Source organism: Pseudomonas sp. G.S.17, from assembly GCF_038096165.1.
In the GTDB taxonomy this organism is placed as follows: domain Bacteria; phylum Pseudomonadota; class Gammaproteobacteria; order Pseudomonadales; family Pseudomonadaceae; genus Aquipseudomonas.
The window spans coordinates 4,252,181-4,273,373 of sequence record NZ_CP151076.1 but is presented as its reverse complement, the minus strand read 5'-3'; the positions used below and the strand labels follow the sequence as shown (position 1 = coordinate 4,273,373).

Sequence of the window (21,193 nt, the reverse complement as noted above, 5' to 3'; positions counted from 1 at the left end):
GCAGATATGGATGTATGACAATGTAGTGTGCTGTAATACCGGAAACTACACAGGAGGTTCTCATGTCCGTTATGTCCCTAAGGCTGCCAGACGAGATGGCAGATACCCTGGCGATTCTTGCCAAAGCTACAGGCCGAAGCAAATCGTTCCTGGCCATCGATGCCCTGCGTGAATATCTGGCCCGCGAAGCCTGGCAAATTTCGGAAATCCAGCGCGCAGTCGAAGAAGCCGATGCTGGTGACTTTGCGACTGAAGGAGAAGTCACTGCCGTCATGGAGAAGTGGACGAACAATGTGCGTTGAGTGGCTAAAAACTGCACTGAAAAATCTGGATGACGAAGCCGCTTACATTGCATTAGATAATCCCGCCGCCGCCGCAACTTTCGTTCTGGCCATACAGGCAAGTGTTGAACACCTCTGCCGGTTTCCAGCAATGGGCCGTGAGGGGCGTATTCCTGGAACACGAGAGTGGCCACTTCCCGACCTGCCATACCTCATACCTTATCGAATTCGCGGCGGGCGCCTGCAGGTGTTGCGCGTTTTCCATACGCGTCGCCTGCCACCGACTACATGGTAGACCCATGCCGAGAGGACAGCCGTTGCCCATTGCCGACCTTCGAGTCGATCTTCATGACGCTCTGTCCATTCGCGGGCAAGCCTCGCTCCAACAGATTTCACCCACAAAAAAGCCCGCAACTCTTGCGAGCTGCGGGCTTGGGTAACGCTGGGAAGATTACTCTTCCAGGTTGCCCATCGCGGTGGTGTTGAAGCCGCCGTCGACGTACATGATTTCGCCGCTGATGCCGGACGCCAGGTCCGAGCACAGGAACGCGCCGGCGTTGCCGACTTCATCGATGGTCACGTTGCGACGCAGTGGGGTCTGCGCTTCGTTGGCTGCCAGCATCTTGCGGAAGTTCTTGATCCCCGAAGCGGCGAGGGTGCGGATCGGGCCAGCCGATACTGCGTTGACGCGCGTGCCTTCCGGGCCAAGGCTGCCGGCCAGATAACGTACGCCCGCTTCCAGGCTGGCCTTGGCCATGCCCATCACGTTGTAGTTAGGCATGGTGCGTTCTGCGCCCAGATACGACAGGGTCAGCAGGCTGCCATTGCGGCCTTTCATCATTTCGCGGCCGGCCTTGGCCAGGGCCACGAAGCTGTAGGCGCTGATGTCGTGCGCGATGCGGAAGCCTTCGCGGGTGGTGGCCTGGGTGAAGTCGCCGTCGAGCTGGTCGCCCGGTGCAAAGCCTACGGAGTGAACGATCACGTCCAGGCCGTCCCACTTCTTGCTCAGTTCTTCGAAGACCTTGGCGATCTCTTCGTCGCTGGCGACGTCGCAAGGGAAGCACAGCTCAGGATTGGAGCCCCAGCCTGCGGCGAATTCTTCGACACGACCTTTGAGTTTGTCGTTCTGATAGGTGAAGGCAAGCTCTGCACCCTCGCGATGCATGGCGGCAGCGATGCCGGATGCGATGGACAGTTTGCTAGCGACACCGACGATCAGGACGCGCTTACCGGCGAGAAAACCCATGTGTTGTTCCTCTTCAGGTTAATCGACAGCTACCGGCGCCAAAAAGGCGGCTTCCAGCAGCTGCTGTGTATAAGGATGTTGCGGTGCGGCAAAGATAGCTTGCGCGTCACCCTGTTCGACCACTTGGCCCTGCTTGACCACCATCAATTGATGGCTAAGCGCTTTGACGACCGCCAGGTCATGGCTGATGAACAAATACGTCAGGTTGTACTTGGTTTGCAGTGACCGCAGCAGCTCCACTACCTGACGCTGGACTGTCCGGTCGAGCGCCGAAGTGGGCTCGTCCAGCAAAATCAGCGCCGGTTTTAACACTAATGCCCGGGCAATGGCGATTCTCTGCCGCTGCCCACCGGAAAACTCGTGGGGGTAGCGGTGCCGGGTTTCCGGATCCAGACCTACTTCCCTGAGCGCCGCGATGATCGCCATCTCCTGCTCGGCCGCTGTGCCCAGGCGATGGATACGCAGGCCTTCGCCGACGATTTCACCCACCGACATCCGCGGGCTCAGGCTGCCGAACGGGTCCTGGAACACCACCTGCATCTGTCGGCGCAACGGACGAATCTGCTGCTGCGACAGGCAGTCTAGCGTTTTGCCCTGAAACCGTATGATGCCCTGGCTACCGATCAGCCGGAGAATCGCCAGGCCCATGGTCGATTTGCCCGAACCGCTTTCGCCGACAATCCCCAGCGTTTGCCCTTGCGGCAGGCTGAACTGCACGCCGTCCACCGCTTTGACATGATCCACGGTCCGTTTCAGCAGACCTTTCTTGATCGGAAACCAGACCCGCAAGTCCTCCACTTCCACCAATGGCGCACCGGCCGGATTGTCCGCCGGACCGCCGCTGGGCTCCGCACTCAGCAAAATTTTCGTGTACGGATGCTGAGGCGAACGGAACAGCTCCTCACAGGATGCTTGTTCGACGATGCAACCGCGCTGCATGACACATACGCGATTGGCTATTTGCTTGACCACGTTCAGGTCATGGCTGATCAGCAGCAGCGCCATGCCCAATCGGGCCTGCAATTCCTTGAGCAATTCGAGGATTTTCAGCTGCACCGTAACGTCGAGTGCGGTGGTCGGTTCATCGGCGATCAACAGCTCGGGCTCGTTGGCCAGGGCCATGGCAATCATCACACGCTGGCGCTGACCACCTGAGAGCTCGTGTGGCAGGGCTTTGAGTCTTTTTTGCGGCTCGGGTATGCCTACCAGCTCCAGTAGCTCCAGGGTGCGCTGTGTGGCGGCCTTGCCCATCAGGCCTTTGTGCAGGCCGAGAACCTCGTTGATCTGCTTTTCGATGGATTGCAGCGGGTTCAGCGAGGTCATCGGCTCCTGAAAGATCATGGCGATTTTGTTGCCACGAATCGCCCGCAGTTTTTTCTCGCTCAGGGTCAGCAAATCCTGGCCGGCATAATGAATCGTGCCGCGGGGGTGACGGGCGAGCGGGTAGGGCAGCAGGCGCAGGATCGAATGCGCCGTCACTGATTTGCCGGAGCCACTTTCACCCACCAGCGCGAGGGTTTCGCCACGGCGGATATCAAAGCTGATGCCTTCGACCACGCGCTGACAGCCTTCGCCCGCCACGAACTCGACGGCCAGATCGCGAATCTCGATCAGATTGTCATTGTTCATCTCATTTCCTTGGGTCGAAAGCGTCGCGGGCGGATTCACCGATAAACACCAGCAGGCTGAGCATCAAGGCCAGCACGGCGAAGGCGCTGATGCCGAGCCACGGTGCCTGCAGGTTGGATTTGCCCTGTGCTACCAGTTCGCCCAGCGATGGCGAGCCAGCCGGCAAGCCGAAGCCGAGGAAATCCAGCGCCGTCAGGGTGCCGATAGCACCAGTGAGGATGAACGGCATGAACGTCATGGTCGAAACCATGGCGTTTGGCAGGATATGGCGAAACATGATCGCGCCGTTCTCCATGCCCAGCGCCCGGGCGGCGCGCACGTATTCCAGATTGCGCCCACGCAGGAATTCGGCGCGCACCACGTCCACCAGGCTCATCCAGGAAAACAGCAGCATGATGCCCAGCAGCCACCAGAAGTTGGGCTGCACGAAGCTGGCGAGAATGATCAGCAGATACAGCACCGGCAGTCCCGACCAGATTTCCAGGAAGCGCTGCCCGAGCAGGTCCACCCAGCCGCCGTAAAAGCCCTGCAAGGCACCGGCAATCACGCCGATGATCGAACTGAGGATGGTCAGGGTCAGGGCAAACAGCACCGAAACCCGAAAGCCATAGATGACTCGCGCCAACACGTCGCGGCCCTGGTCATCGGTGCCAAACAGATTTTCTGCCGATGGCGGCGCGGGTGCCGGGACTTTCAGGTCGTAATTGATGCTCTGGTAGCTGAACGGAATCGGCGCCCACAACACCCAGCCATTCTTGGCGGCCAGCAGTTCCTTGATGTAAGGGCTTTTGTAGTTGGCTTCCAGGGGGAATTCCCCGCCGAACGTGGTTTCCGGGTAGCGCTCAAGTACCGGGAAATACCAGCTGCCGTCATAGCGCACGGCCAGCGGTTTGTCGTTGGCGATCAGTTCCGCGCCCAGGCTCAGGCCGAACAGGATCAAAAACAGCCACAACGACCACCAGCCCCGCTTGTTGGCCTTGAAACGTTCGAAGCGGCGACGATTGAGAGGAGACAACTTCATATCAATGTTTCCTGCTTTCAAAGTCGATGCGCGGGTCTACCAGCGTGTAAGTGATGTCGCCGATCAGCTTCACCACCAAACCCAGCAAGGTGAAAATGAACAGCGTGCCGAACACCACCGGGTAATCACGGTTGATGGCGGCTTCGAAACTCATCAGCCCCAGGCCGTCCAGGGAAAAGATCACCTCGACCAACAGCGAGCCAGTGAAGAAGATGCCGATGAACGCGGAAGGGAAGCCAGCGATCACCAGCAGCATGGCGTTGCGGAACACATGGCCGTACAGCACGCGATGGTTGCTCAAGCCCTTGGCCTTGGCGGTGATCACGTATTGCTTGCCGATTTCGTCGAGGAAGCTGTTCTTGGTCAACAGGGTCATGGTGGCGAAGTTGCCGATCACCAGAGCGGTGACGGGCAGCACCAGATGCCAGAAGTAGTCGAGAATCTTGCCGCCGGTGCTCAGTTCGTCGAAGTTGTTCGAGGTCAGGCCGCGCAACGGGAACCAGTCCAGATAACTGCCGCCGGCAAATACCACGATCAACAGGATGGCGAAGAGGAACGCCGGAATTGCGTAACCGACGATGATCAGCGAACTGGTCCATACGTCGAAATGACTGCCGTGTCGGGTCGCCTTGGCGATGCCCAGCGGGATCGACACCAGGTACATGATCAGCGTGCTCCATAACCCGAGGGAAATGGACACCGGCATTTTCTCGATGATCAGGTCGATGACCTTGGCGTCCCGAAAGAAGCTGTCGCCAAAATCCAGGTGCGCGTAATTCTTGATCATGATCCACAGGCGTTCCGGCGCCGACTTGTCGAAGCCGTACATGTGCTCGATCTCTTTGACCAGGCCGGGATCCAGGCCCTGGGCGCCGCGATAGGTCGAGCCCGCCACCGAAACCTCGGCACCGCCACCGGCGATGCGGCTGGTGGCGCCCTCGAAACCTTCGAGTTTGGCGATCATCTGTTCCACCGGGCCGCCGGGCGCGGCCTGGATGATCACGAAGTTGATGAGCAGGATGCCGAACAGGGTCGGAATGATCAGCAGCAGCCGCCGAAATATATAAGCCAGCATGTTATTGCTCCGCACTGGCAGGCGCATCGCCCGTTTGTTGGGGCTCCGCCGGACGGGCATCAGGTTTGTACCACCAGGTGTTGGTGCCGATGTCCGATAGTGCTTTTACGCCGGGATGGGCGATGTGATCCCAATACGCGACACGCCAGGTTTTGATGTGCCAGTTCGGCAGCACGTAGAAACCCCATAGCAGCACCCGATCCATAGCCCGTGCATGGTCGACCAGACTCTGTCGGGAGTTGGCGTTGATCAGGCCGTCCACCAGGCTGTCTACCGCCGGGTCTTTGAGTCCCATGAAATTGCGGCTGCCGGTCCGGTCGGCACTGACTGAGTGAAAGTACTCGCGTTGTTCATTGCCCGGCGAGCTGGACTGGGGAAAGCTGCTGACGATCATGTCGTAGTCCCGCGAGCGCAGGCGGTTGATGTATTCCGATGCGTCGACCCTGCGGATGGTCAGTTCAATACCCAGATCGCTGAGGTTGCGTTTGTAGGGCAGCAGGATGCGTTCGAATTGGGTCTGGGCCAGAAGAAACTCCAGTTTCATCGGGTTGCCGTCGGCATCACTCATCTTGTCGTTCTTGATGGTCCAACCCGCTTCCTGCAATAACTGGAAGGCACGCCGCAATTGCGGACGAATCATGCCGCTGCCGTCGTTGACCGGCAGTTGGAAAGGTTCGCTGAACACGCGTTCGGGGATCTTGCCGCGCCAGGGGTCGAGGATTTTCAGTTCCTCGGCGGACGGCAGGCCGCTGGCGGCCATTTCCGAGTTGTCGAAATAGCTCTTGGTCCGGCTGTACGAACCATTGAACATTTGTTTGTTGGTCCATTCGAAGTCGAGCAGCAGGGTCAGCGCCTCACGCACCTTTGGATCCTGGAACAGCGGGCGCCGCAGGTTCATGACAAAGCCCTGCATGCCTTGTGGGTTGCCGTTGGGCAGTTCCTCCTTGATGAGTCGGCCTTCGCGAACTGCGGGCGTGTCGTAGGCGGTTGCCCAGTTCTTCGCGCTGGTTTCCAGCCAATAGTCGAACTGCCCGGCCTTGCCGGCCTGGAGGGCCACGTCCATGTCCCGGTAATAGTCGTAGCTCATCACATCGAAGTTGAACTGCCCACGGTTGACCGGCAGGTCCTTGGCCCAATAGTCCTTGACTCGCTCGTAACGCACTGAGCGGCCGGCGTTAACCTCGGCGACCTTGTAGGGGCCGCTGCCCAGCGGAAATTCGAGGTTGCCCTTGGTGAATTCGCGGGTGGCCCAGAAATGTTTGGGAAGCACGGGCAACTGGCCGAGGATCAACGGCAATTCCCGGCTTTGGTTGTCCTTGAACTTGAAAAGCACCCGCAGCGGATCTTCGACGACCACCTTGTCGACGCCGGCGTAATAGGCGCGGTACATCGGGGTGCCATCTTTGATCAGGGTGTTGAAGGAAAACTCCACGTCTTCGGCGCGGATCGGGTGGCCGTCATGGAAGCGTGCCTGCGGACGCAGGTAAAAGCGCACCCAGCTGTTATCCGGAGCCTTTTCGATCTTGCTGGCAATCAGGCCGTATTCGGTCATCGGCTCGTCCAGGCTGGAGCGGGCCAATGTGTCGTAGATCATGCCGACGTCATCGGCGGCCGTGCCCTTGTTGATGAACGGGTTGAGGCTGTCGAAGCTGCCGAAACCCGCCTGGCGGAAGAGCCCGCCCTTGGGTGCATCGGGGTTGACGTAATCGAAGTGCGTGAAGTTGGCCGGGTACTTGGGCGCTTCGTCGTACATGGTCACGGCGTGCAGAGGCACTGCCTGAGCTGTGCAGGCCACGCCGGCGAGGAAGAGGCCGCCAGCCTGCTTCAGCAGGGAACGCAAAACGGTCATTGAGTCTTCTCCAGGGGCTTGAGCCACCACGCGCGCAACCCCAACGTATAGGGCGGGGTGGTGACCATGGCGAACCGGTTGCGGTACGCCAGGCGATGATTGTTGAGGTACCAGTTCGGAATGCTGTAATGCTGCGACAACAGGACCCGGTCCAGTGCGCGGGCGGCCGCTACCTGGGTGTCGCGGGTTGGCGCGGCGAGCAATTGATTGAGCAGGCCGTCGACCACCGGGTTGGCGACACCGGCGTAATTCTTGCTGCCGGTAATCGCAGCCTGGCTGGAATGGAAATATTGCCATTGCTCCAGGCCAGGGCTGAGGGTCTGGTTCAGCGTCATGAGAATCATGTCGAAATCGAACTGATCCAGGCGCTGCTTGTACTGGGCGCGATCCACCGTGCGCAGCCGCGCGTCAATGCCGATGCGCCGCAGGTCTTCGATATAGGGTTGCAGAATGCGTTCGAGATTCGGGTTGACCAGCAGGATCTCGAAGCGCAACGGTTGGCCATCACGATTCATCAGGCGCTGATCCGCCAGTTTCCAGCCCGCTTCGCCGAACAGCCCCAATGCCTTGCGCAGGGTTTCCCGTGGGATGCCGCCGCCATCGGTTTTCGATACTGCAAAGGGCTGGGTGAACAGGCTCGGCGGCAGTTGCTCGCGATACTGCGACAGCAGCAGCCATTCCGCGCCCGTCGGCAGACCTGTGGCGGAGAACTCGCTGTTGGGGTAGTAACTGGTCGAGCGCTTGTAGGCATCGCTGAACAGCGTGCGGTTGGTCCACTCGAAGTTGAACATCAAGCCCAGTGCTTCGCGGGTTTTGACGTCGGCGAAGGTGGCGCGCCGGGTGTTCATGAACAAACCCTGGGTCTGGGTCGGGATCTTGTGCGGGATTTGCGCCTTGATCACATCGCCGCTGGCCACGGCCGGGAAGTTGTAACCGGTAGCCCAATTCTTGGCCTGATGCTCGATATAGATGTCGAATTCACCGGCCTTGAAGGCTTCGAAGGCCACATCGCTGTCGCGATAGAACTCGACTTCGACCCGATCAAAATTGTACTTGCCGCGATTGACCGGCAAGTCCTTGCCCCAGTAATCCTTGACCCGTTCGAACACTAATTGGCGACCGGGCTGCACACGCGTGATGCGGTACGGGCCGCTGCCCAGCGGCGCTTCATAGGTGGTGGCCTTGAAGTCGCGGCCTTTCCAATAGTGTTGCGGCAGTACGGGCAGCTCGCCCAGACGCAGAATCAGCAGCGGATTCCCGGCGCGCTTGAAGACGAAGCGAATGCGATGTCGATTGAGGATGTCGACCCGCTGCACTTCCTGCAACGCCGTGCGGTATTGCGGATGGCCATCCTTCAGCAGCGTGCGATAGGAAAACGCCACGTCATAGGCGGTAATCGGCTTGCCATCATGAAAACGCGCCTGAGGGCGCAAGTTGAACACCACCCAGCTGCGATCTTCACTGAACTCCACGCTCTGTGCGATCAAGCCGTAACTTGAGGTCGGCTCATCCCCGGAAGGATCGTACTGGCCGGTGCCGACCATCAGAGGTTCGTTGAGCTCACTGACGCCGTATTGCAGGAAGTTACCGGTGGAAATCGGGCTGCTGCCCTTGAAGGTATAAGGGTTAAGCGTATCGAACGTGCCAAAAGCCATCATTCGCAAGGTGCCACCTTTCGGCGCCTCGGGATTTACCCAGTCGAAATGCGTGAAGCTGGCCGGATACTTGAGTACGCCGAATTGCGCATAGCCGTGGCTTTCGCTGATGGCTGCGCAGACGGGAAAGCTCAAGGCCAGACTAATAAGTAGCAGGAAGGGACGTATCACGATCCAGACGGCTTGGGCTTTAGGTCGGTAACAGTAACAGCTTGTATCGGCAGGAAAAAGACTACGGCGGAAAGGGCGGAATCCCACAGTGAAGCGCGGATCTGTGGGAGCGAGCTTGCTCGCGAAGGGAGTCGAGCTACCGCAGCATGATCTGCGGCTGAAATATCGTCTTCGCAAGCAAGCTTGCTCCCGCGGGCGTCAGTCCTTGAGCGGTTGGGATCAATGCGGCAGGTAAACCGTGAGGGTCTGGCCCGGCTTCAATGCGGAACCGGTACGCGGGTTCCAGCGCTTGAGATGTTGCATCTCGACGTTGAAGCGCTTGGCGACCAGGTACATCGAGTCGCCTTTCTGGATTTTGTACTGCATGGATTTTTTGTCAGCTTCCTTGGCACCGGGTTTGCCTTTGGCGCTGGCGACAACCACTGTGCTTCTGGCTTTGGTCTTGTCTTCCATGACCAGGGTCTGGCCGACTTTCAGGCCTTGCCCGGACAACTTGTTCCAGTGCTGCAAATCCTTGACGTCGACCTTGTTCGCCTTGGCGATCATGGTCAGGTTTTCGCCGGGTTTGACTTTGTAGCTGCGGCTGCGAAGCGGCTTGTCGTTACGGGCAACTTCTTCGAATACCGGTTGCGCCGGGCTCATGCCTGGCTGGGTCGGAATGGTCAGGGCCTGACCGACGCGCAGATTGTTGCCCGTAATCTTGTTGCTGCTCTTCAATGAACTGACCGAAACCTGATAACGGCTGGCGAGACTGGAGAGGGTATCGCCGGGACGCACGCGGTATTGCTGCCAGTCGACCAGCTCCTGAGGTTTCATGTTTGACAGGCTGGCAGTCAGCAGTTGCGCCTTGGACGTCGGCACCAGCAAATGCTGCGGGCCGTCGACGGTCATGCGCTTCTTGAAGGCCGGGTTGAGCTGGAACAATTCGTCTTCGTCGATATTGGCCATGGCGGCGACCTTGGACAGGTCCATGCGCTGGTTCAGCTCGACGACTTCAAAGTAAGGCCGGTTGGCAATCGGGTTCAGGTTTACGCCGTAAGCTTCAGGCGCCAGAACAACCTGGGACAACGCCAGCAGCTTGGGCACGTAATCCTTGGTTTCCTGCGGCAATGGCAGGTTCCAGTAGTCAGTCGGCAGGTTGAGCTTGTCGTTGCGTTCGATGGCGCGGCTGACCGTGCCTTCGCCAGCGTTGTAGGCAGCAAGCGCCAGCAGCCAGTCACCGTTGAACATGTCGTGCAGCTTGCTCAGGTAATCCAGTGCGGCAACGGTCGAAGCCTGAACATCTCGGCGACCATCGTAAAAGCTGGTCTGACGCAGGTTGAAATAACGACCGGTGGACGGGATGAACTGCCACAGGCCGACCGCGCTGCTGCGGGACACGGCCATCGGGTTGTAGGCGCTTTCGATGACTGGCAGCAGGGCCAGTTCCAGCGGCATGTTGCGCTCTTCAAGACGCTCGACGATGTAGTGCATGTACAGGCTGCCGCGTTCGCCGGCGTTCTCGAGGAACGATGGGTTGTTGGCGAACCAGAGGCGTTGTTGATCGATTCGCGGGTTCAGGTCGTTGCCCTGTTGCAACTGAAAGCCCTGACGCATCCGCTCCCAGACGTCTTGCGCTGGCGCAAGCGGCGCGGGTTTGTGGCTGAGAAAAATCGGTTTTGGCTTGATCCCCGCGGCCTGGGTCGGCGCGCGATGGGTACTGCTGGGCTCGATATGGCTGGTGGTTTGACAGCCCGCGAGTGTAGCGCTCACGGCAACAGCGATAGCCTGAGCCAACCGGGTCAATGCGTCTGAATTGAGGGTTCTGCTTATAGGTGACGACATTGGCTGGGGGATAGTTCCAGGCGAAAATGTCGGGCGATTCTAGGAACAGCCCTGCCAATGGTCAACCACTCAGAATTTTGTTACTGATTTGCGGGTTGTTTAGAACTTATCTTTCCAGGCGCGCAATGCAGCAAAAACCGCGCTCGGCGACGGATTAGAGGTGCCGGTCCGTTCGTCCGCTTTTTCTTTAACAGATGTTTCATGGGTGCGGATAAAGGGGTTGGTCAGGCGTTCCAGGGCTAGATTTGAAGGCAGGCTGATGCGGTTCTCGCTACGCCATTGGCTGACCTGGGCAAGACGCTCGGCGATGTCGGTATTATGCGGTTCCACGGCCTGGGCAAAGCGCAGATTGCTCAAGGTGTATTCGTGAGTGCAGTACACCAGCGTGCTGTCCGGCAGTTCAGTCAGGCGGCCAAGGGAGTGGTGCATTTGTTCCGGCGTGCCTTCGAACAGGCGTCCGCAGCCCGCGGCAAACAACGTGTCACCGCAGAACAGCAGAGGCGCCGGAGTCTGCGCATGGTAGAAAGCAATGTGGCCGAGGGTATGGCCAGGCACCGCATAGACATCGAAGTCCAGTCCGAGGACGTTGATCCGGTCGTTATCGACCAGCGCCACGTCCCGGGCCGGGATGCTTTCCGCCGCCGGGCCGAGGACTCTGGCCCCGGTGGCCTGCTTAAGCTGGGCAACGCCGCCCACATGGTCGTGGTGATGGTGGGTGACCAGGATGTCGGTCAGTTGCCAGTCGGGATGCTGTTCCAGCCAGCCCAGTACCGGCGCCGCATCGCCCGGATCGACCACGGCACAGCGTTTGCTGGAAGGATCTTGTAACAACCAGATGTAGTTGTCAGTGAAAGCGGGCAGAGCATCGATCTGTATCATGGCGCAGTTCGCTTAGCGGGAAACAATGGTGCATCTTAGAGTCTGATTACGTTCGAGGCGAGCATCCCCTCAGGAGAACTGAAATGACCGATGAAGCTTTCGCCCAGGCTGATCCTGAGTGGCTGGCGCTGATCAGTTCGGCGCGTGAGTGGCTGTCCGGGCCGTTGGGCCAATTATTGCTGCAGGAAGAGCGTCGCGTACTCGAAGACGAGTTGGGACGTTATTTTGGTGGTTATCTGGTGCATTACGGGCCGTCTGCCGAGACCCCGCCCGCTGCCGAGCAGGTGCAGCGCAACGTACGCCTTGGCGCGCCACTGCCGGGAGTCGAGATCGTCTGTGAAGAGCAAGCCTGGCCGCTCAGCGAGCATGCGGCTGACGTGGTGGTCTTGCAGCACGGGCTGGATTTCTGCCTGTCACCCCATGGTTTGTTGCGCGAAGCTGCCAGCAGTGTGCGCCCCGGTGGTCATCTGCTGATTATCGGCATCAACCCCTGGAGCGCCTGGGGATTGCGCCGTGCGTTCGCCCAGGACGCTTTGCGCAAGGCGCGTTGCATTTCCCCGTCGCGGGTCGCTGACTGGCTTAATCTGCTGGGCTTCGCACTGGAGAAACGGCGCTTCGGATGCTATCGTCCGCCGCTTGCTTCGACAGCCTGGCAAGCGCGTTTGTCTGGCCTTGAACGGCTCGGTGGCGGCTGGCAAAGCCCCGGCGGGGGCTTCTATTTATTAGTGGCGCGAAAGATGGTGGTGGGGCTGCGGCCCGTGCGCCAGACCCGCCGCGAACCCTTGGGCAAGCTCATTCCGCTGCCCATGGCGAAAGTGAATCGTCGCAGTAGCGAGCCCTAGGCTGTGCTGAAGCCCACTATTTTCCGGATAAAGTTGTAATGAGCGAAAGCGTTGAGATCTTCACCGATGGTGCCTGCAAGGGTAATCCCGGACCAGGCGGCTGGGGCGCACTGCTGGTGTGCAAGGGCGTCGAAAAGGAGTTGTGGGGCGGCGAAGCCAACACTACCAATAACCGCATGGAGCTGACGGGCGCGATTCGCGGCCTTGAAGAACTCAAGCGCTCCTGCGACGTGACGCTGGTGACCGACTCGCAGTACGTCATGAAAGGCATTACCGAGTGGATGGTCAACTGGAAGAAGCGCGGCTGGAAGACCGCCGCCAAGGAACCGGTGAAAAACGCCGACCTCTGGAAGTTGCTCGATGAACAAGTCAATCGACACACGGTGACCTGGCAATGGGTGCGCGGACACATTGGCCATTACGGCAACGAGCGTGCCGACCAGCTGGCCAATCGTGGTGTCGACGAAGTGAGAGGCATCAAACATGCGTAGTGTTGTACTCGACACCGAAACCACCGGCATGCCGGTCACCGATGGCCACCGGGTTATCGAGATTGGTTGCGTCGAACTGATCGGCCGTCGTCTGACCGGTCGGCATTTTCACGTTTACCTGCAACCGGATCGCGAAAGCGACGAAGGCGCGATTGGTGTCCACGGCATCACCAACGAGTTTCTGGTGGGCAAGCCGCGTTTCGGCGAAGTGGCGGATGAGTTCTTCGAATTCATCAAGGGCGCGCAGCTGATCATCCATAACGCCGCGTTTGACATCGGTTTCATCAACAATGAATTCGCCCTGATCGGTCAGACCGACAAGGCCGATATCACCCAGCATTGCACGGTGCTCGACACCTTGCTGATGGCCCGTGAACGCCATCCCGGCCAGCGCAACAGCCTGGACGCCTTGTGCAAACGCTATGGCGTCGACAACTCCGGTCGAGAATTGCACGGCGCCTTGCTCGACTCCGAGATTCTCGCCGACGTCTACCTGACCATGACCGGCGGCCAGACCAGCCTGTCGCTGGCCGGCAATGCCACCGACGGCAATGGCTCCGGCGAAGGCTCGGGCAATAACGCCAGCGAGATTCGTCGTTTGCCGGCTGATCGCGCGCGTTGCCGGGTCATCCGCGCCAGCGACAGCGAACTGGCCGAGCACGATGTGCGCATGGCGGCTATCGCCAAATCGGCAGGTGCTCCGGCGTTATGGGTGCAGTTGCAGGAAGCTCGGGACCAGGCGTCAGCGTGATCCTTTCATCCAGCGTAGCGATGTGATGACTTTGGCTAATCCGGCGGTTAATCCGGCACTGAGCATTCGGGTGGCAGACGAATGCTTCGAGGATTACATCCTCAACAGCGAATTCACCTTCACCGTCAGCGGCTTTGCGTTGGCGCAGGTAGGACAGAGCGTCGAGTGCTGGAAGATCGAACCGGTCGAGCCGTATTCCAAGAACTACGGCATTGATTCCCAGGAGTTCTGCGATTATCGCGACGCAGCGGACAGCACCGTGCTGGTTGCTTGGCTGGATGAGCGAGCGGTAGGGCATGTGGTGCTGAGCACGCACTGGAACGGTTTTGCCCATATCGACGAAGTGGCGGTGGATGCGTCCGCACGGCGTAACGGGGTTGCCCGGGCGCTGCTGGATGTCGCGCAGTTCTGGAGTCGCAAGCAGGGTTTGCCGGGGATCATGCTGGAAACCCAGAACAACAATCTGGCTGCCTGCAAGTTGTACGAACGCTGCGGGTTCGTCGTCGGCGGGGTTGATCACATGCGTTATCGCGGCATTGACCCGCAAACCCGGGAAGCAGCAATATTCTGGTACTTGCTGTTCAGTGATGCGGCTACCAATGCCGTAGCCGGCAGCGACCCGCGTTCAGCCTGAACAGCCGCTTGCGCTTGCGATAAGACGAAGCGATCAAGCGACCTCAGGACGAGTATTACTTGGTACGGGTCATTTCCACACCGGACTGAAGCAACTGGAAGACATCTCCGCCCAAGTGCTTGACCCGATCACCGATTGCCAGGCGATAGGTTGATACAGGCTCCGTGCCGCCAGCCTCGGAGGGCTGTGATTCCTGGAACTCATGCACGGAGTAGACGCGGCCTTCGGCGTCCCTTGCATGAAATTGTCCGACGAGAACTGAAGCCATTTGCTTTGTAACCTCTGAAGATAACCGCTCATTTACTGCTGCATGCTAACACCGCGCGCCGGTAATCTGCGCCGGCTTGTAAGCCGAGTCGCAAGAAAGGTTTATGGCGTTGGCACTCAAGCCTTGTAGACCGCTGTTTTAGCACAGAGTTTTCCGGCCAAAAAAAAATAGTTGTAGGGGCAGTTTCCCCGCACACGTCGCCATTTGGCAAAAAATATTGGCACATTCAAACAAGTTAAAGCCGGTTTTAATCCCTGACTTCATCTATAACTAATGGCTCTTTGAATTCGTAAAAGGAAATCTCCATGAGTCAGGTTTATTCGGTCGCCGTTGTGGTGGGCAGTTTGCGTGCGGACTCCATTAACCGAAAAGTTGCGCTGGCGCTCGCTGCACTGGCTCCGGCGAATCTGCAGCTGAAGATTGTCGAGATCGGCGATCTGCCGCTGTACAACGAAGACATCGATACCGCGACGTCCACGCCTGAGTCTTACGCTGCGTTTCGCCAGCAGATAGCCGCAGCCGATGCAGTCCTGTTCGTCACTCCGGAATACAACCGCTCGGTGCCCGGCGTCTTGAAAAACGCCATCGACGTTGGCTCCCGGCCGTACGGCAAGAGCGCCTGGAGCGGCAAGCCAGGTGCCGTCATCAGCGCTTCGCCAGGCGCCATCGGCGGTTTTGGCGCCAACCACCATTTGCGCCAGTCCCTGGTGTTCCTCAACGTTCCTTGCCTGCAACAGCCGGAAGCCTACCTGGGCAACGCCGGCACCTTTTTCGACGCGGCCGGAACGCTGTCCGAGCAGACCAAACCCTTCCTGCAAACCTTCATCAATGCCTACGCGGCATGGGTTGAGCAGAACCAAAAAGCCTGAAATCCAGTTGCGCTGCCGCACGATAGATCGCTGCTTTATGTAGCGCAGCCCACCTGAATCTTGCCGATAAGCTCCTTTGTTTCAGTCTGTGCCTGGTCAGAAATGGCACAGGCTGGCTTCAGACAAGGAGACTTATCATGTCAGCTTCATCCGCCCTTATTTCCATCCCGGGCCGCTCGGGGAGTGCGGCAGGCCCGTCCCGAGGTAGGTGTGGTGTTCTTCTCAACAACGCCGACTCGGTGACCTGGCTGGGCATGAACCTTGGGCGCAGACGCTTTACCTGAAAACGTCCCTGGGTTGCTCCCCACGGCTTGCGCTAATCCAGCACTGCTTTATGTATGGAACGCCCGCCGGGTGCCATGGATACACTTCTTGTTTTTTGTTCAGACCCCGCGCTGCCAAGGGTGCAGGGTCTTTTCACAAGGAGCTTGCCATGCCATTGGCATCCATCAACTATTTCTCCAGCGACGCGCTCCGGGCGAATTACGTCGCAGATCTGGATCGCGCGCTGGCCCTGGCGCAAATCGATTCACGGCAGCATCAATGGCTCGGCAGGCTGGCCGAGCCTGCGCAACCCGGTCAAGTCGTCGACGGTCCACGAGTCGATCGAGTGGTCATCGATGACGGCGCAGTTCCTGCTGCAGAGCTGGCGGCCACGCTGTTGTTGACTGACCACACGTCCCGCGACCACACCGTATTCCTGCACACCCAGCTCAACGGGCTGGAACGGTTCGCCAGCCGCGAGCAGTTGGCGCGAATGCTCAATGCGCGTTTCAGGTTGCCACAGACGGCTGCACTCCCATGGGAATATGAATCGGTCGAAGGTGATCCTTTTGAGCGGCGCATGCACGCCATCATCCACCAGCATGGGCAGAGCCTGGAGGTTTTCGCGACCCACCTGGTGATGTTGCCTTCGCTGCACGTGGCGGTGGGCTGTGCGATGCAGGATTGCCTGGAGCACGCGCTGCCGGACACTTCACTGAATGCGTTCAATCATCTGCTGCAAATCGTGCAGGTTGCAGGCGACTTCGGTGTTGCTACCCAGCCGCTGGTATTGGGGACGCAGTCCCTGGCCGAGGCTGCACTGGATGAGTATGTCCAGAAACCTGCCGAACCTGCGGTGCAGAGGCGATTCCTGGGCGCTACGGGTCGGGTGTTGACCTCGGCTGAGGCGCAGCCGTTTGTGGCTGCGCTGACTGAAGTTCGCGGGGCGACCAAGGACTGTTTCGAAGGGCTGCTGGAGAACTTCTGGCTCAGCCCGGTTACCGGTGGCGGTACCCGGCGCGACTTCGGGACGCGACTGTTGGCGGACAGTTTTCGCCATCATTTGTTGAGCGGTCTGCAGACCGGGAGTATTTCCAGGGATGAATGGATTCACTTGCGCCGATTGCACCCTGAGTCCGGCACTGCCGGGCGCGCAGAACAACCTGCGACGGCCAGACTTTCCGTATCGATTGCAGGCGCGGAGCCGGTGAAGCTGGCGGGCGAAATCCTGATCGATCTGACAGCGGAGGGATTGTCCGGCGTGCTGTTGTTTTCAGCCAGACATGGGCTGCGCCGTTTCGCTGGCATCGGGCAGGTCATCGAGCATTTGACATCGACGGCTGGGCGGACGGAGATGCTGCAATGTACATCGCTCAATGACCGCCCATTGCTGCAAGCGCAGGGCCAATTGCAACTGCGCCTGGACCCGATTGAGCACCGGCTGTTCAGCGATGCAATGGACTCGATCATCGCCTGGCAGAAACGCAATCTGGCGTACGCCATCGATCTGCCTTGCAGTCAGGCCGACAAGGCAGCGGTGGTAATCGACGATGCGTTGGATGTTCGTCACTTGCTCAATCCAGGGCTTGTTTCCTCAGACAGTTCCGGCCGCTGGGGCGACAAAGCAATTGCTCCCGGACCCGCGTGCCAACCGGTTGCGGTGCGCGCCAACTCACTCGAACCGGACGCTATCGGTGGCGCCGTAGCAGTGGACACCTGGCAGAACTATCTCGATGCCATTGAGCAGCAAATCGATCAAACCGGCGGCCTATATCCCGGTGCGGCTGATTGCGCACGCCATGTTCTGAACCGTTATCTGTCGATCTTTACCACACTGAAACCTGACGCTCGTGATCTCTGGGTACAGCGCGTCGGTGAACGTCCGGTAAACATGCTGAATCTGCTGCTGGAAAAAGTAACCGGCCATTTCACTGGGCAATTGCCGGACGATTGCCAGGTATTCAGCGCAGCCTCTGCAGCCGCAGAACAGCACCCGCAGACGGCCCTGAAAATCAGCGTCCTGCAGCTCATTCTGGATCTGGCCGATACCGGGTTTCGGCAAGCTCTGACCTGGCAGGCGCGACACGCTCGCAATGGTCAGCTGCGCGACCGGGACACCCGATTTCTGCCCAGCCAGGCGGGCAGCAGAATGCGCGGCAATCTGCTGCGCCTTGCGTTGCGAGTGGAGAAACGCTTTGGCGATTTGAGTGCCAGATCGTTGGGCATGTTCGAGCAGGTTCTGGACCGACCGACCTTGAGCCTGCGCGCCCACTGGGGCGACGCCATTGCCGAGGTGTACACGCTGCATGTCGGGTATCAACCGGGGGCGCACACAGCCGTCATGACCAACGCGTTCGTCCTGCGTCAGCCACTGGACGCTGAGGGCCAACTGCTGCTGTGCTCGCCGCTTGTCGGCTTGCGAGAGCACCCAACGCGATCCGATCTGGAAGCGCTGATCCAGCAGAGACTGGCTGATCCCGCGACCCGCTCGGAGTGGCTGGACTGCTTCAGTTCACCGGCCAGGCAGCGGCTCCAGGCTCATCTGCATCAATCCTTGCCGATCACCGTCGGACTGGAGCGCATTGACGAACACTTTATCGAGCATCTCCAGAGTGCAGAGCTGGACCGGCAGATCAAGGAAGTCGAAGCCGCCTGTGACGATGCCGTGCGCTGGCAGGCGGACGCTGCTCTGACAGGCGCGCTGATCCGCACGGCAAATGCCAGTGACCAGTTGCGCGGGTTGAAGGACGCGCTGGCATATGCCGTTGAGGTCTCGCTGTTCACGGCAGTTTTGCCAAACTGGATAAACCGCGCCAGTGTCGAGGATCTTTTAACGCTCAGTACGTTGTTGGTCAGTGCTTACATTGTGCAAGGTGCCGATCAGGACTTCATGTTTGGTATCCCGAGTCTGGAGACACATGCCTATGAGCTGCTGAGCGCTCGGCTGGAGAAGGATTTCGCCGGGCAGTCGCTCGATCCGAACCGGATTCTGATCAGCCTGACCCATTACCTCATCGCGCCATCGCTGCTCGGCGAGATTCCCTCCTCGGTGCCTGCGGCCACTCAGGTCCACACGCAAACGCTGACCAATTTTGCGATCACCCGTTTCGGCGGCGCACAGAACGCAACGCTGAGTGTCGCCCTGGAAGAGGGGTATACGGTGTCGCAAATACCTGACGCCGCTTACGTGAGGGAGCTGGTAAAAGACCTTGATGTCGGCGCCAGCTATCAGGCGCTGCTGCACCAGAAACTCAACGTGCACGATCCGGAGTATCTCAAGCGTGTGAATTTATTCGCGGTTTGCATGCCGTCATTGCTGATCCTGGCGGCCTTTGAACTCAAGCTGCAGAAGGTTTTTTCCGAGGAAGCGCTAGGCTTTGTTCACGCGGTTGTGGAAATGCCCGATGGCCTGGCGAGGCTGCCCGTGGAGGGCAGGCAGGTTGTAATCAGTCCTCTGCAACTGGTCGCAGAACCGGGGGCTGCACCGGATGTGGTGACCGGTCTTTATATAATCACTGCGCCGGGCGGGCCGTGGGTTTTGTATTCGGTTCTAATGAACAACGTGCAGTTTTCGGAATACGCCAGCGAAGCTGCGTTGCTGGCTGCCATCCAGCACTCCAGCGATTTGCAATCGTTGATACTGGGACGTCTCGATCCGCAGGTCAGGCAAGTTTATGCCAATGGCGGATTCATCGAGCCGCACCTGCCCTGGAGTACGGAAGGGTTCATGGATACGCCGCTATTTGCCCCGGCGGCGCCGCGCATTCTGCTTGAACCGGTACGCGGCAACGCTTTGAGCTGTTTGTTCGAAGGATTGAAGGCGGTGCTGATGCTCACCGCGCAGCAGGCGAGCCTTACCACGGCGCAATACAACCGGCAGGCGTATCGGTTTCTGATGACCCTGGGCAGCGAGCAGACTCTGGCTCTGTTGCCGGGTCGGCTTGGCATGCTGATCGGGGCCTGGCAAAGCCAGTCATGGCTCAAAGCCTCTGCGGGAGACCTGACCGAGCGCCATTGGGGCAAGGCGCTTTCCGAATTTTCCACCGCCTTGGCCCTTTTGATTGCGTCGCGCCAGGATCCGAAAGACCGAGAGGAACAGGCGGTTGAGGAGCCAGCTGTCGAGGAACCTGTTATCCAGACACCGTCTTCGTCCTTTGTGGATTTTTCCTGGGGCAATCACAAGCTGACCCCTGAGCTGCGTAATCGGCTTCGGCGCCTTGAGGCACAAAACATTGCCCTGAGCGAGTTGACGAAGGATGAGCTGTTCAACGTGTACCGCAGTCGCAATACGCCCAATGAGTATGCGGCAGTCGACGGCAAGGTTTATCAGATACGTTTCACTACGGGTGGCTACCGTATCGTCAAGGACCAGATCCTGGGTCCCTGGATACGCACCGACAAGGACCGCAACTGGACACTTGATCTGCAAGGTGGACTCAAGGGCGGCGGTGGTTTTCTGTCCCGGGTTGAAGTGTTGCCCCTTGAAGATCAACTCAATGAGATCATGATTGTCGAGGCCCGTGGTTTACCGGAAATCAGGCGGCTATTTCCAGACAGAGCCAGACGAATAGCCGAGGCTCATCAGGGGGTTCGGAATCTATTGCGGACTGCGCGCAGCAATCTCTTGCCGAAGTATTCCACCGGGAAAATCCCCTCGGCAACCCAAAAGATAGTGGCCGACTTCTTTGCGGTGAACCCCCCCAGCGAGCGGCTGATCGCCTTGATCATCCTGAAAATTACTGAAATTCAGGGGGTGTTGCTGAATCAGTCGCTCTCGCCATTCTCTTCCGAGCGGTTTGTCGTCGGCACCAACAAGCGGGGGCATCAGGACGCTACGGCGTTCACCTACAGCGCGGACGTGCATAAACGAATCTTTCTCACCGAACGGTACTTTCGCGGCAAGACCTACCGCCTCAAGCCTCCGCCCAGAGGTCAGAATGCATTCGACGTTCAGGCGCACTTTCGGGCCACCACGCTGCTCCACGAACTGTCGCATATCGCCAACGACAGCCATGACATCGCTTATGTGGAAGCCACTGCGCCGTATCTGGATCTGATCTTCGACATTGGTGACTATTACCAAAGCGCGAAGAAGCGCTTTGAAGGTTATCAGCAGCGTTGTCTGTCGTTCGATACGCCTCGGGAAGAGTTATTCAAGGACACGACCAGCGACGAACTCCCCAGGGATCTGAAGACCAGCGATGGAGACGCCAAACTGACTATTTTGAACATCACCGGCAAGAACACACTGGAAGAGGCCCGGGATGTTTTCTATGCCGATGCTGACAAACGCATCGACATCATGTTGAGCAATGCCGACTCGATCACCCTGTTGATCACGTTGTTGGGGCGCGAACGATTCAACACCTCCACGACGTGATTGCCTGACGAGATTTGGTTGTCCGGGAAGGCGTCGGCGCAAACACTGGGCTGGATCAGGCTAA

General features: G+C 58.9%; 17 protein-coding genes. 8 read left to right on the top strand and 9 right to left on the bottom strand.

Annotated features, from left to right (window positions below):
• The first annotated feature begins 62 nt into the window (after positions 1-62).
• The gene (locus AABC73_RS20025) at positions 63-302 is read left to right on the top strand and encodes a ribbon-helix-helix protein, CopG family (RefSeq protein ID WP_341520643.1); all 240 of its coding nucleotides are present in this window, start codon (positions 63-65) and stop codon (positions 300-302) included.
• The gene (locus AABC73_RS20020; RefSeq protein ID WP_341520642.1) at positions 292-576 is read left to right on the top strand and encodes a type II toxin-antitoxin system RelE/ParE family toxin; all 285 of its coding nucleotides are present in this window, start codon (positions 292-294) and stop codon (positions 574-576) included. The genes AABC73_RS20025 and AABC73_RS20020 overlap by 11 nt, the downstream gene beginning before the upstream one ends.
• 156 nt (positions 577-732) lie before the next feature.
• On the opposite strand, the gene fabI is transcribed toward AABC73_RS20020, so the two are convergent.
• The 8 genes from fabI to gloB all read right to left on the bottom strand — a co-directional run bounded on the left by fabI (position 733) and on the right by gloB (position 11,630).
• On the bottom strand, positions 733-1,527 hold the full coding sequence (gene fabI, locus AABC73_RS20015) for an enoyl-ACP reductase FabI (RefSeq protein ID WP_065833467.1): 795 nt from the start codon (positions 1,525-1,527) through the stop codon (positions 733-735).
• 18 nt (positions 1,528-1,545) lie between these two features.
• Complete coding sequence (locus tag AABC73_RS20010) at positions 1,546-3,156, bottom strand: ABC transporter ATP-binding protein (RefSeq protein WP_341520641.1); 1,611 nt, start codon at positions 3,154-3,156, stop codon at positions 1,546-1,548.
• A gap of 1 nt (position 3,157) precedes the next feature.
• Positions 3,158-4,177, bottom strand: coding sequence for a microcin C ABC transporter permease (locus AABC73_RS20005; protein ID WP_020288773.1), 1,020 nt, complete (start codon positions 4,175-4,177; stop codon positions 3,158-3,160).
• Position 4,178: 1 nt separating this feature from the next.
• On the bottom strand, positions 4,179-5,252 hold the full coding sequence (locus tag AABC73_RS20000) for a microcin C ABC transporter permease YejB (protein WP_331151981.1): 1,074 nt from the start codon (positions 5,250-5,252) through the stop codon (positions 4,179-4,181).
• A gap of 1 nt (position 5,253) precedes the next feature.
• A complete protein-coding gene (locus tag AABC73_RS19995) occupies positions 5,254-7,101 on the bottom strand; it encodes an extracellular solute-binding protein (RefSeq protein WP_341520640.1) in 1,848 nt (615 codons plus the stop codon).
• The gene (locus AABC73_RS19990) at positions 7,098-8,927 is read right to left on the bottom strand and encodes an extracellular solute-binding protein (protein WP_341520639.1); all 1,830 of its coding nucleotides are present in this window, start codon (positions 8,925-8,927) and stop codon (positions 7,098-7,100) included. Before AABC73_RS19990 ends, AABC73_RS19995 begins: the two co-directional genes overlap by 4 nt.
• A 219-nt stretch (positions 8,928-9,146) precedes the next feature.
• The gene (locus AABC73_RS19985; protein ID WP_341520638.1) at positions 9,147-10,751 is read right to left on the bottom strand and encodes a LysM peptidoglycan-binding domain-containing protein; all 1,605 of its coding nucleotides are present in this window, start codon (positions 10,749-10,751) and stop codon (positions 9,147-9,149) included.
• A 99-nt stretch (positions 10,752-10,850) separates the two neighbouring features.
• Positions 10,851-11,630 carry a hydroxyacylglutathione hydrolase gene (gene gloB, locus AABC73_RS19980; RefSeq protein WP_341520637.1) on the bottom strand — a complete coding sequence of 260 codons (780 nt, stop codon included), beginning with the start codon at positions 11,628-11,630 and terminating at the stop codon, positions 10,851-10,853.
• 83 nt (positions 11,631-11,713) lie between these two features.
• Here gloB and AABC73_RS19975 point away from each other — a divergent pair, with 83 nt between their 5' ends.
• From AABC73_RS19975 to AABC73_RS19960, 4 genes are read left to right on the top strand one after another with little or no spacing between them, the layout of a single operon-like run.
• Positions 11,714-12,472, top strand: a complete 759-nt coding sequence (locus AABC73_RS19975; RefSeq protein WP_341520636.1) for a methyltransferase domain-containing protein — start codon at positions 11,714-11,716, stop codon at positions 12,470-12,472.
• Positions 12,473-12,510: 38 nt separating this feature from the next.
• Complete coding sequence (rnhA, locus tag AABC73_RS19970; protein WP_020288766.1) at positions 12,511-12,963, top strand: ribonuclease HI; 453 nt, start codon at positions 12,511-12,513, stop codon at positions 12,961-12,963.
• Complete coding sequence (dnaQ, locus tag AABC73_RS19965) at positions 12,956-13,714, top strand: DNA polymerase III subunit epsilon (protein ID WP_331151987.1); 759 nt, start codon at positions 12,956-12,958, stop codon at positions 13,712-13,714. The genes rnhA and dnaQ overlap by 8 nt, the downstream gene beginning before the upstream one ends.
• 25 nt (positions 13,715-13,739) lie before the next feature.
• Complete coding sequence (locus AABC73_RS19960) at positions 13,740-14,348, top strand: GNAT family N-acetyltransferase (RefSeq protein WP_341520635.1); 609 nt, start codon at positions 13,740-13,742, stop codon at positions 14,346-14,348.
• A gap of 55 nt (positions 14,349-14,403) precedes the next feature.
• On the opposite strand, the gene AABC73_RS19955 is transcribed toward AABC73_RS19960, so the two are convergent.
• Positions 14,404-14,616 (bottom strand): hypothetical protein, encoded by a 213-nt coding sequence (locus AABC73_RS19955; protein ID WP_020288763.1) that lies wholly within the window; start codon positions 14,614-14,616, stop codon positions 14,404-14,406.
• Between the two features lie 305 nt (positions 14,617-14,921).
• On the opposite strand from AABC73_RS19955, the gene AABC73_RS19950 reads away from it, so the two are divergent.
• Together AABC73_RS19950 and AABC73_RS19945 are read left to right on the top strand one after the other, a co-directional pair.
• Entirely contained in the window at positions 14,922-15,485 is a 564-nt protein-coding gene (locus AABC73_RS19950) for an NAD(P)H-dependent oxidoreductase (RefSeq protein WP_341520634.1), read from the top strand.
• Between the two features lie 433 nt (positions 15,486-15,918).
• Positions 15,919-21,129, top strand: coding sequence for a DUF6543 domain-containing protein (locus AABC73_RS19945; protein ID WP_341520633.1), 5,211 nt, complete (start codon positions 15,919-15,921; stop codon positions 21,127-21,129).
• The last annotated feature ends 64 nt before the right edge of the window (positions 21,130-21,193 follow it).

What these genes read in the sequence shown, in the direction of transcription:
- AABC73_RS20025 (WP_341520643.1), top strand. Translation starts at nt 63, where the DNA reads ATGTCCGTTATGTCCCTAAGGCTGCCAGACGAGATGGCAGATACCCTG.
- AABC73_RS20020 (WP_341520642.1), top strand. Translation starts at nt 292, where the DNA reads ATGTGCGTTGAGTGGCTAAAAACTGCACTGAAAAATCTGGATGACGAA.
- fabI (WP_065833467.1), bottom strand. Translation starts at nt 1,527, where the DNA reads ATGGGTTTTCTCGCCGGTAAGCGCGTCCTGATCGTCGGTGTCGCTAGC.
- AABC73_RS20010 (WP_341520641.1), bottom strand. Translation starts at nt 3,156, where the DNA reads ATGAACAATGACAATCTGATCGAGATTCGCGATCTGGCCGTCGAGTTC.
- AABC73_RS20005 (WP_020288773.1), bottom strand. Translation starts at nt 4,177, where the DNA reads ATGAAGTTGTCTCCTCTCAATCGTCGCCGCTTCGAACGTTTCAAGGCC.
- AABC73_RS20000 (WP_331151981.1), bottom strand. Translation starts at nt 5,252, where the DNA reads ATGCTGGCTTATATATTTCGGCGGCTGCTGCTGATCATTCCGACCCTG.
- AABC73_RS19995 (WP_341520640.1), bottom strand. Translation starts at nt 7,101, where the DNA reads ATGACCGTTTTGCGTTCCCTGCTGAAGCAGGCTGGCGGCCTCTTCCTC.
- AABC73_RS19985 (WP_341520638.1), bottom strand. Translation starts at nt 10,751, where the DNA reads ATGTCGTCACCTATAAGCAGAACCCTCAATTCAGACGCATTGACCCGG.
- gloB (WP_341520637.1), bottom strand. Translation starts at nt 11,630, where the DNA reads ATGATACAGATCGATGCTCTGCCCGCTTTCACTGACAACTACATCTGG.
- AABC73_RS19975 (WP_341520636.1), top strand. Translation starts at nt 11,714, where the DNA reads ATGACCGATGAAGCTTTCGCCCAGGCTGATCCTGAGTGGCTGGCGCTG.
- rnhA (WP_020288766.1), top strand. Translation starts at nt 12,511, where the DNA reads ATGAGCGAAAGCGTTGAGATCTTCACCGATGGTGCCTGCAAGGGTAAT.
- dnaQ (WP_331151987.1), top strand. Translation starts at nt 12,956, where the DNA reads ATGCGTAGTGTTGTACTCGACACCGAAACCACCGGCATGCCGGTCACC.
- AABC73_RS19960 (WP_341520635.1), top strand. Translation starts at nt 13,740, where the DNA reads ATGACTTTGGCTAATCCGGCGGTTAATCCGGCACTGAGCATTCGGGTG.
- AABC73_RS19955 (WP_020288763.1), bottom strand. Translation starts at nt 14,616, where the DNA reads ATGGCTTCAGTTCTCGTCGGACAATTTCATGCAAGGGACGCCGAAGGC.
- AABC73_RS19950 (WP_341520634.1), top strand. Translation starts at nt 14,922, where the DNA reads ATGAGTCAGGTTTATTCGGTCGCCGTTGTGGTGGGCAGTTTGCGTGCG.
- AABC73_RS19945 (WP_341520633.1), top strand. Translation starts at nt 15,919, where the DNA reads ATGCCATTGGCATCCATCAACTATTTCTCCAGCGACGCGCTCCGGGCG.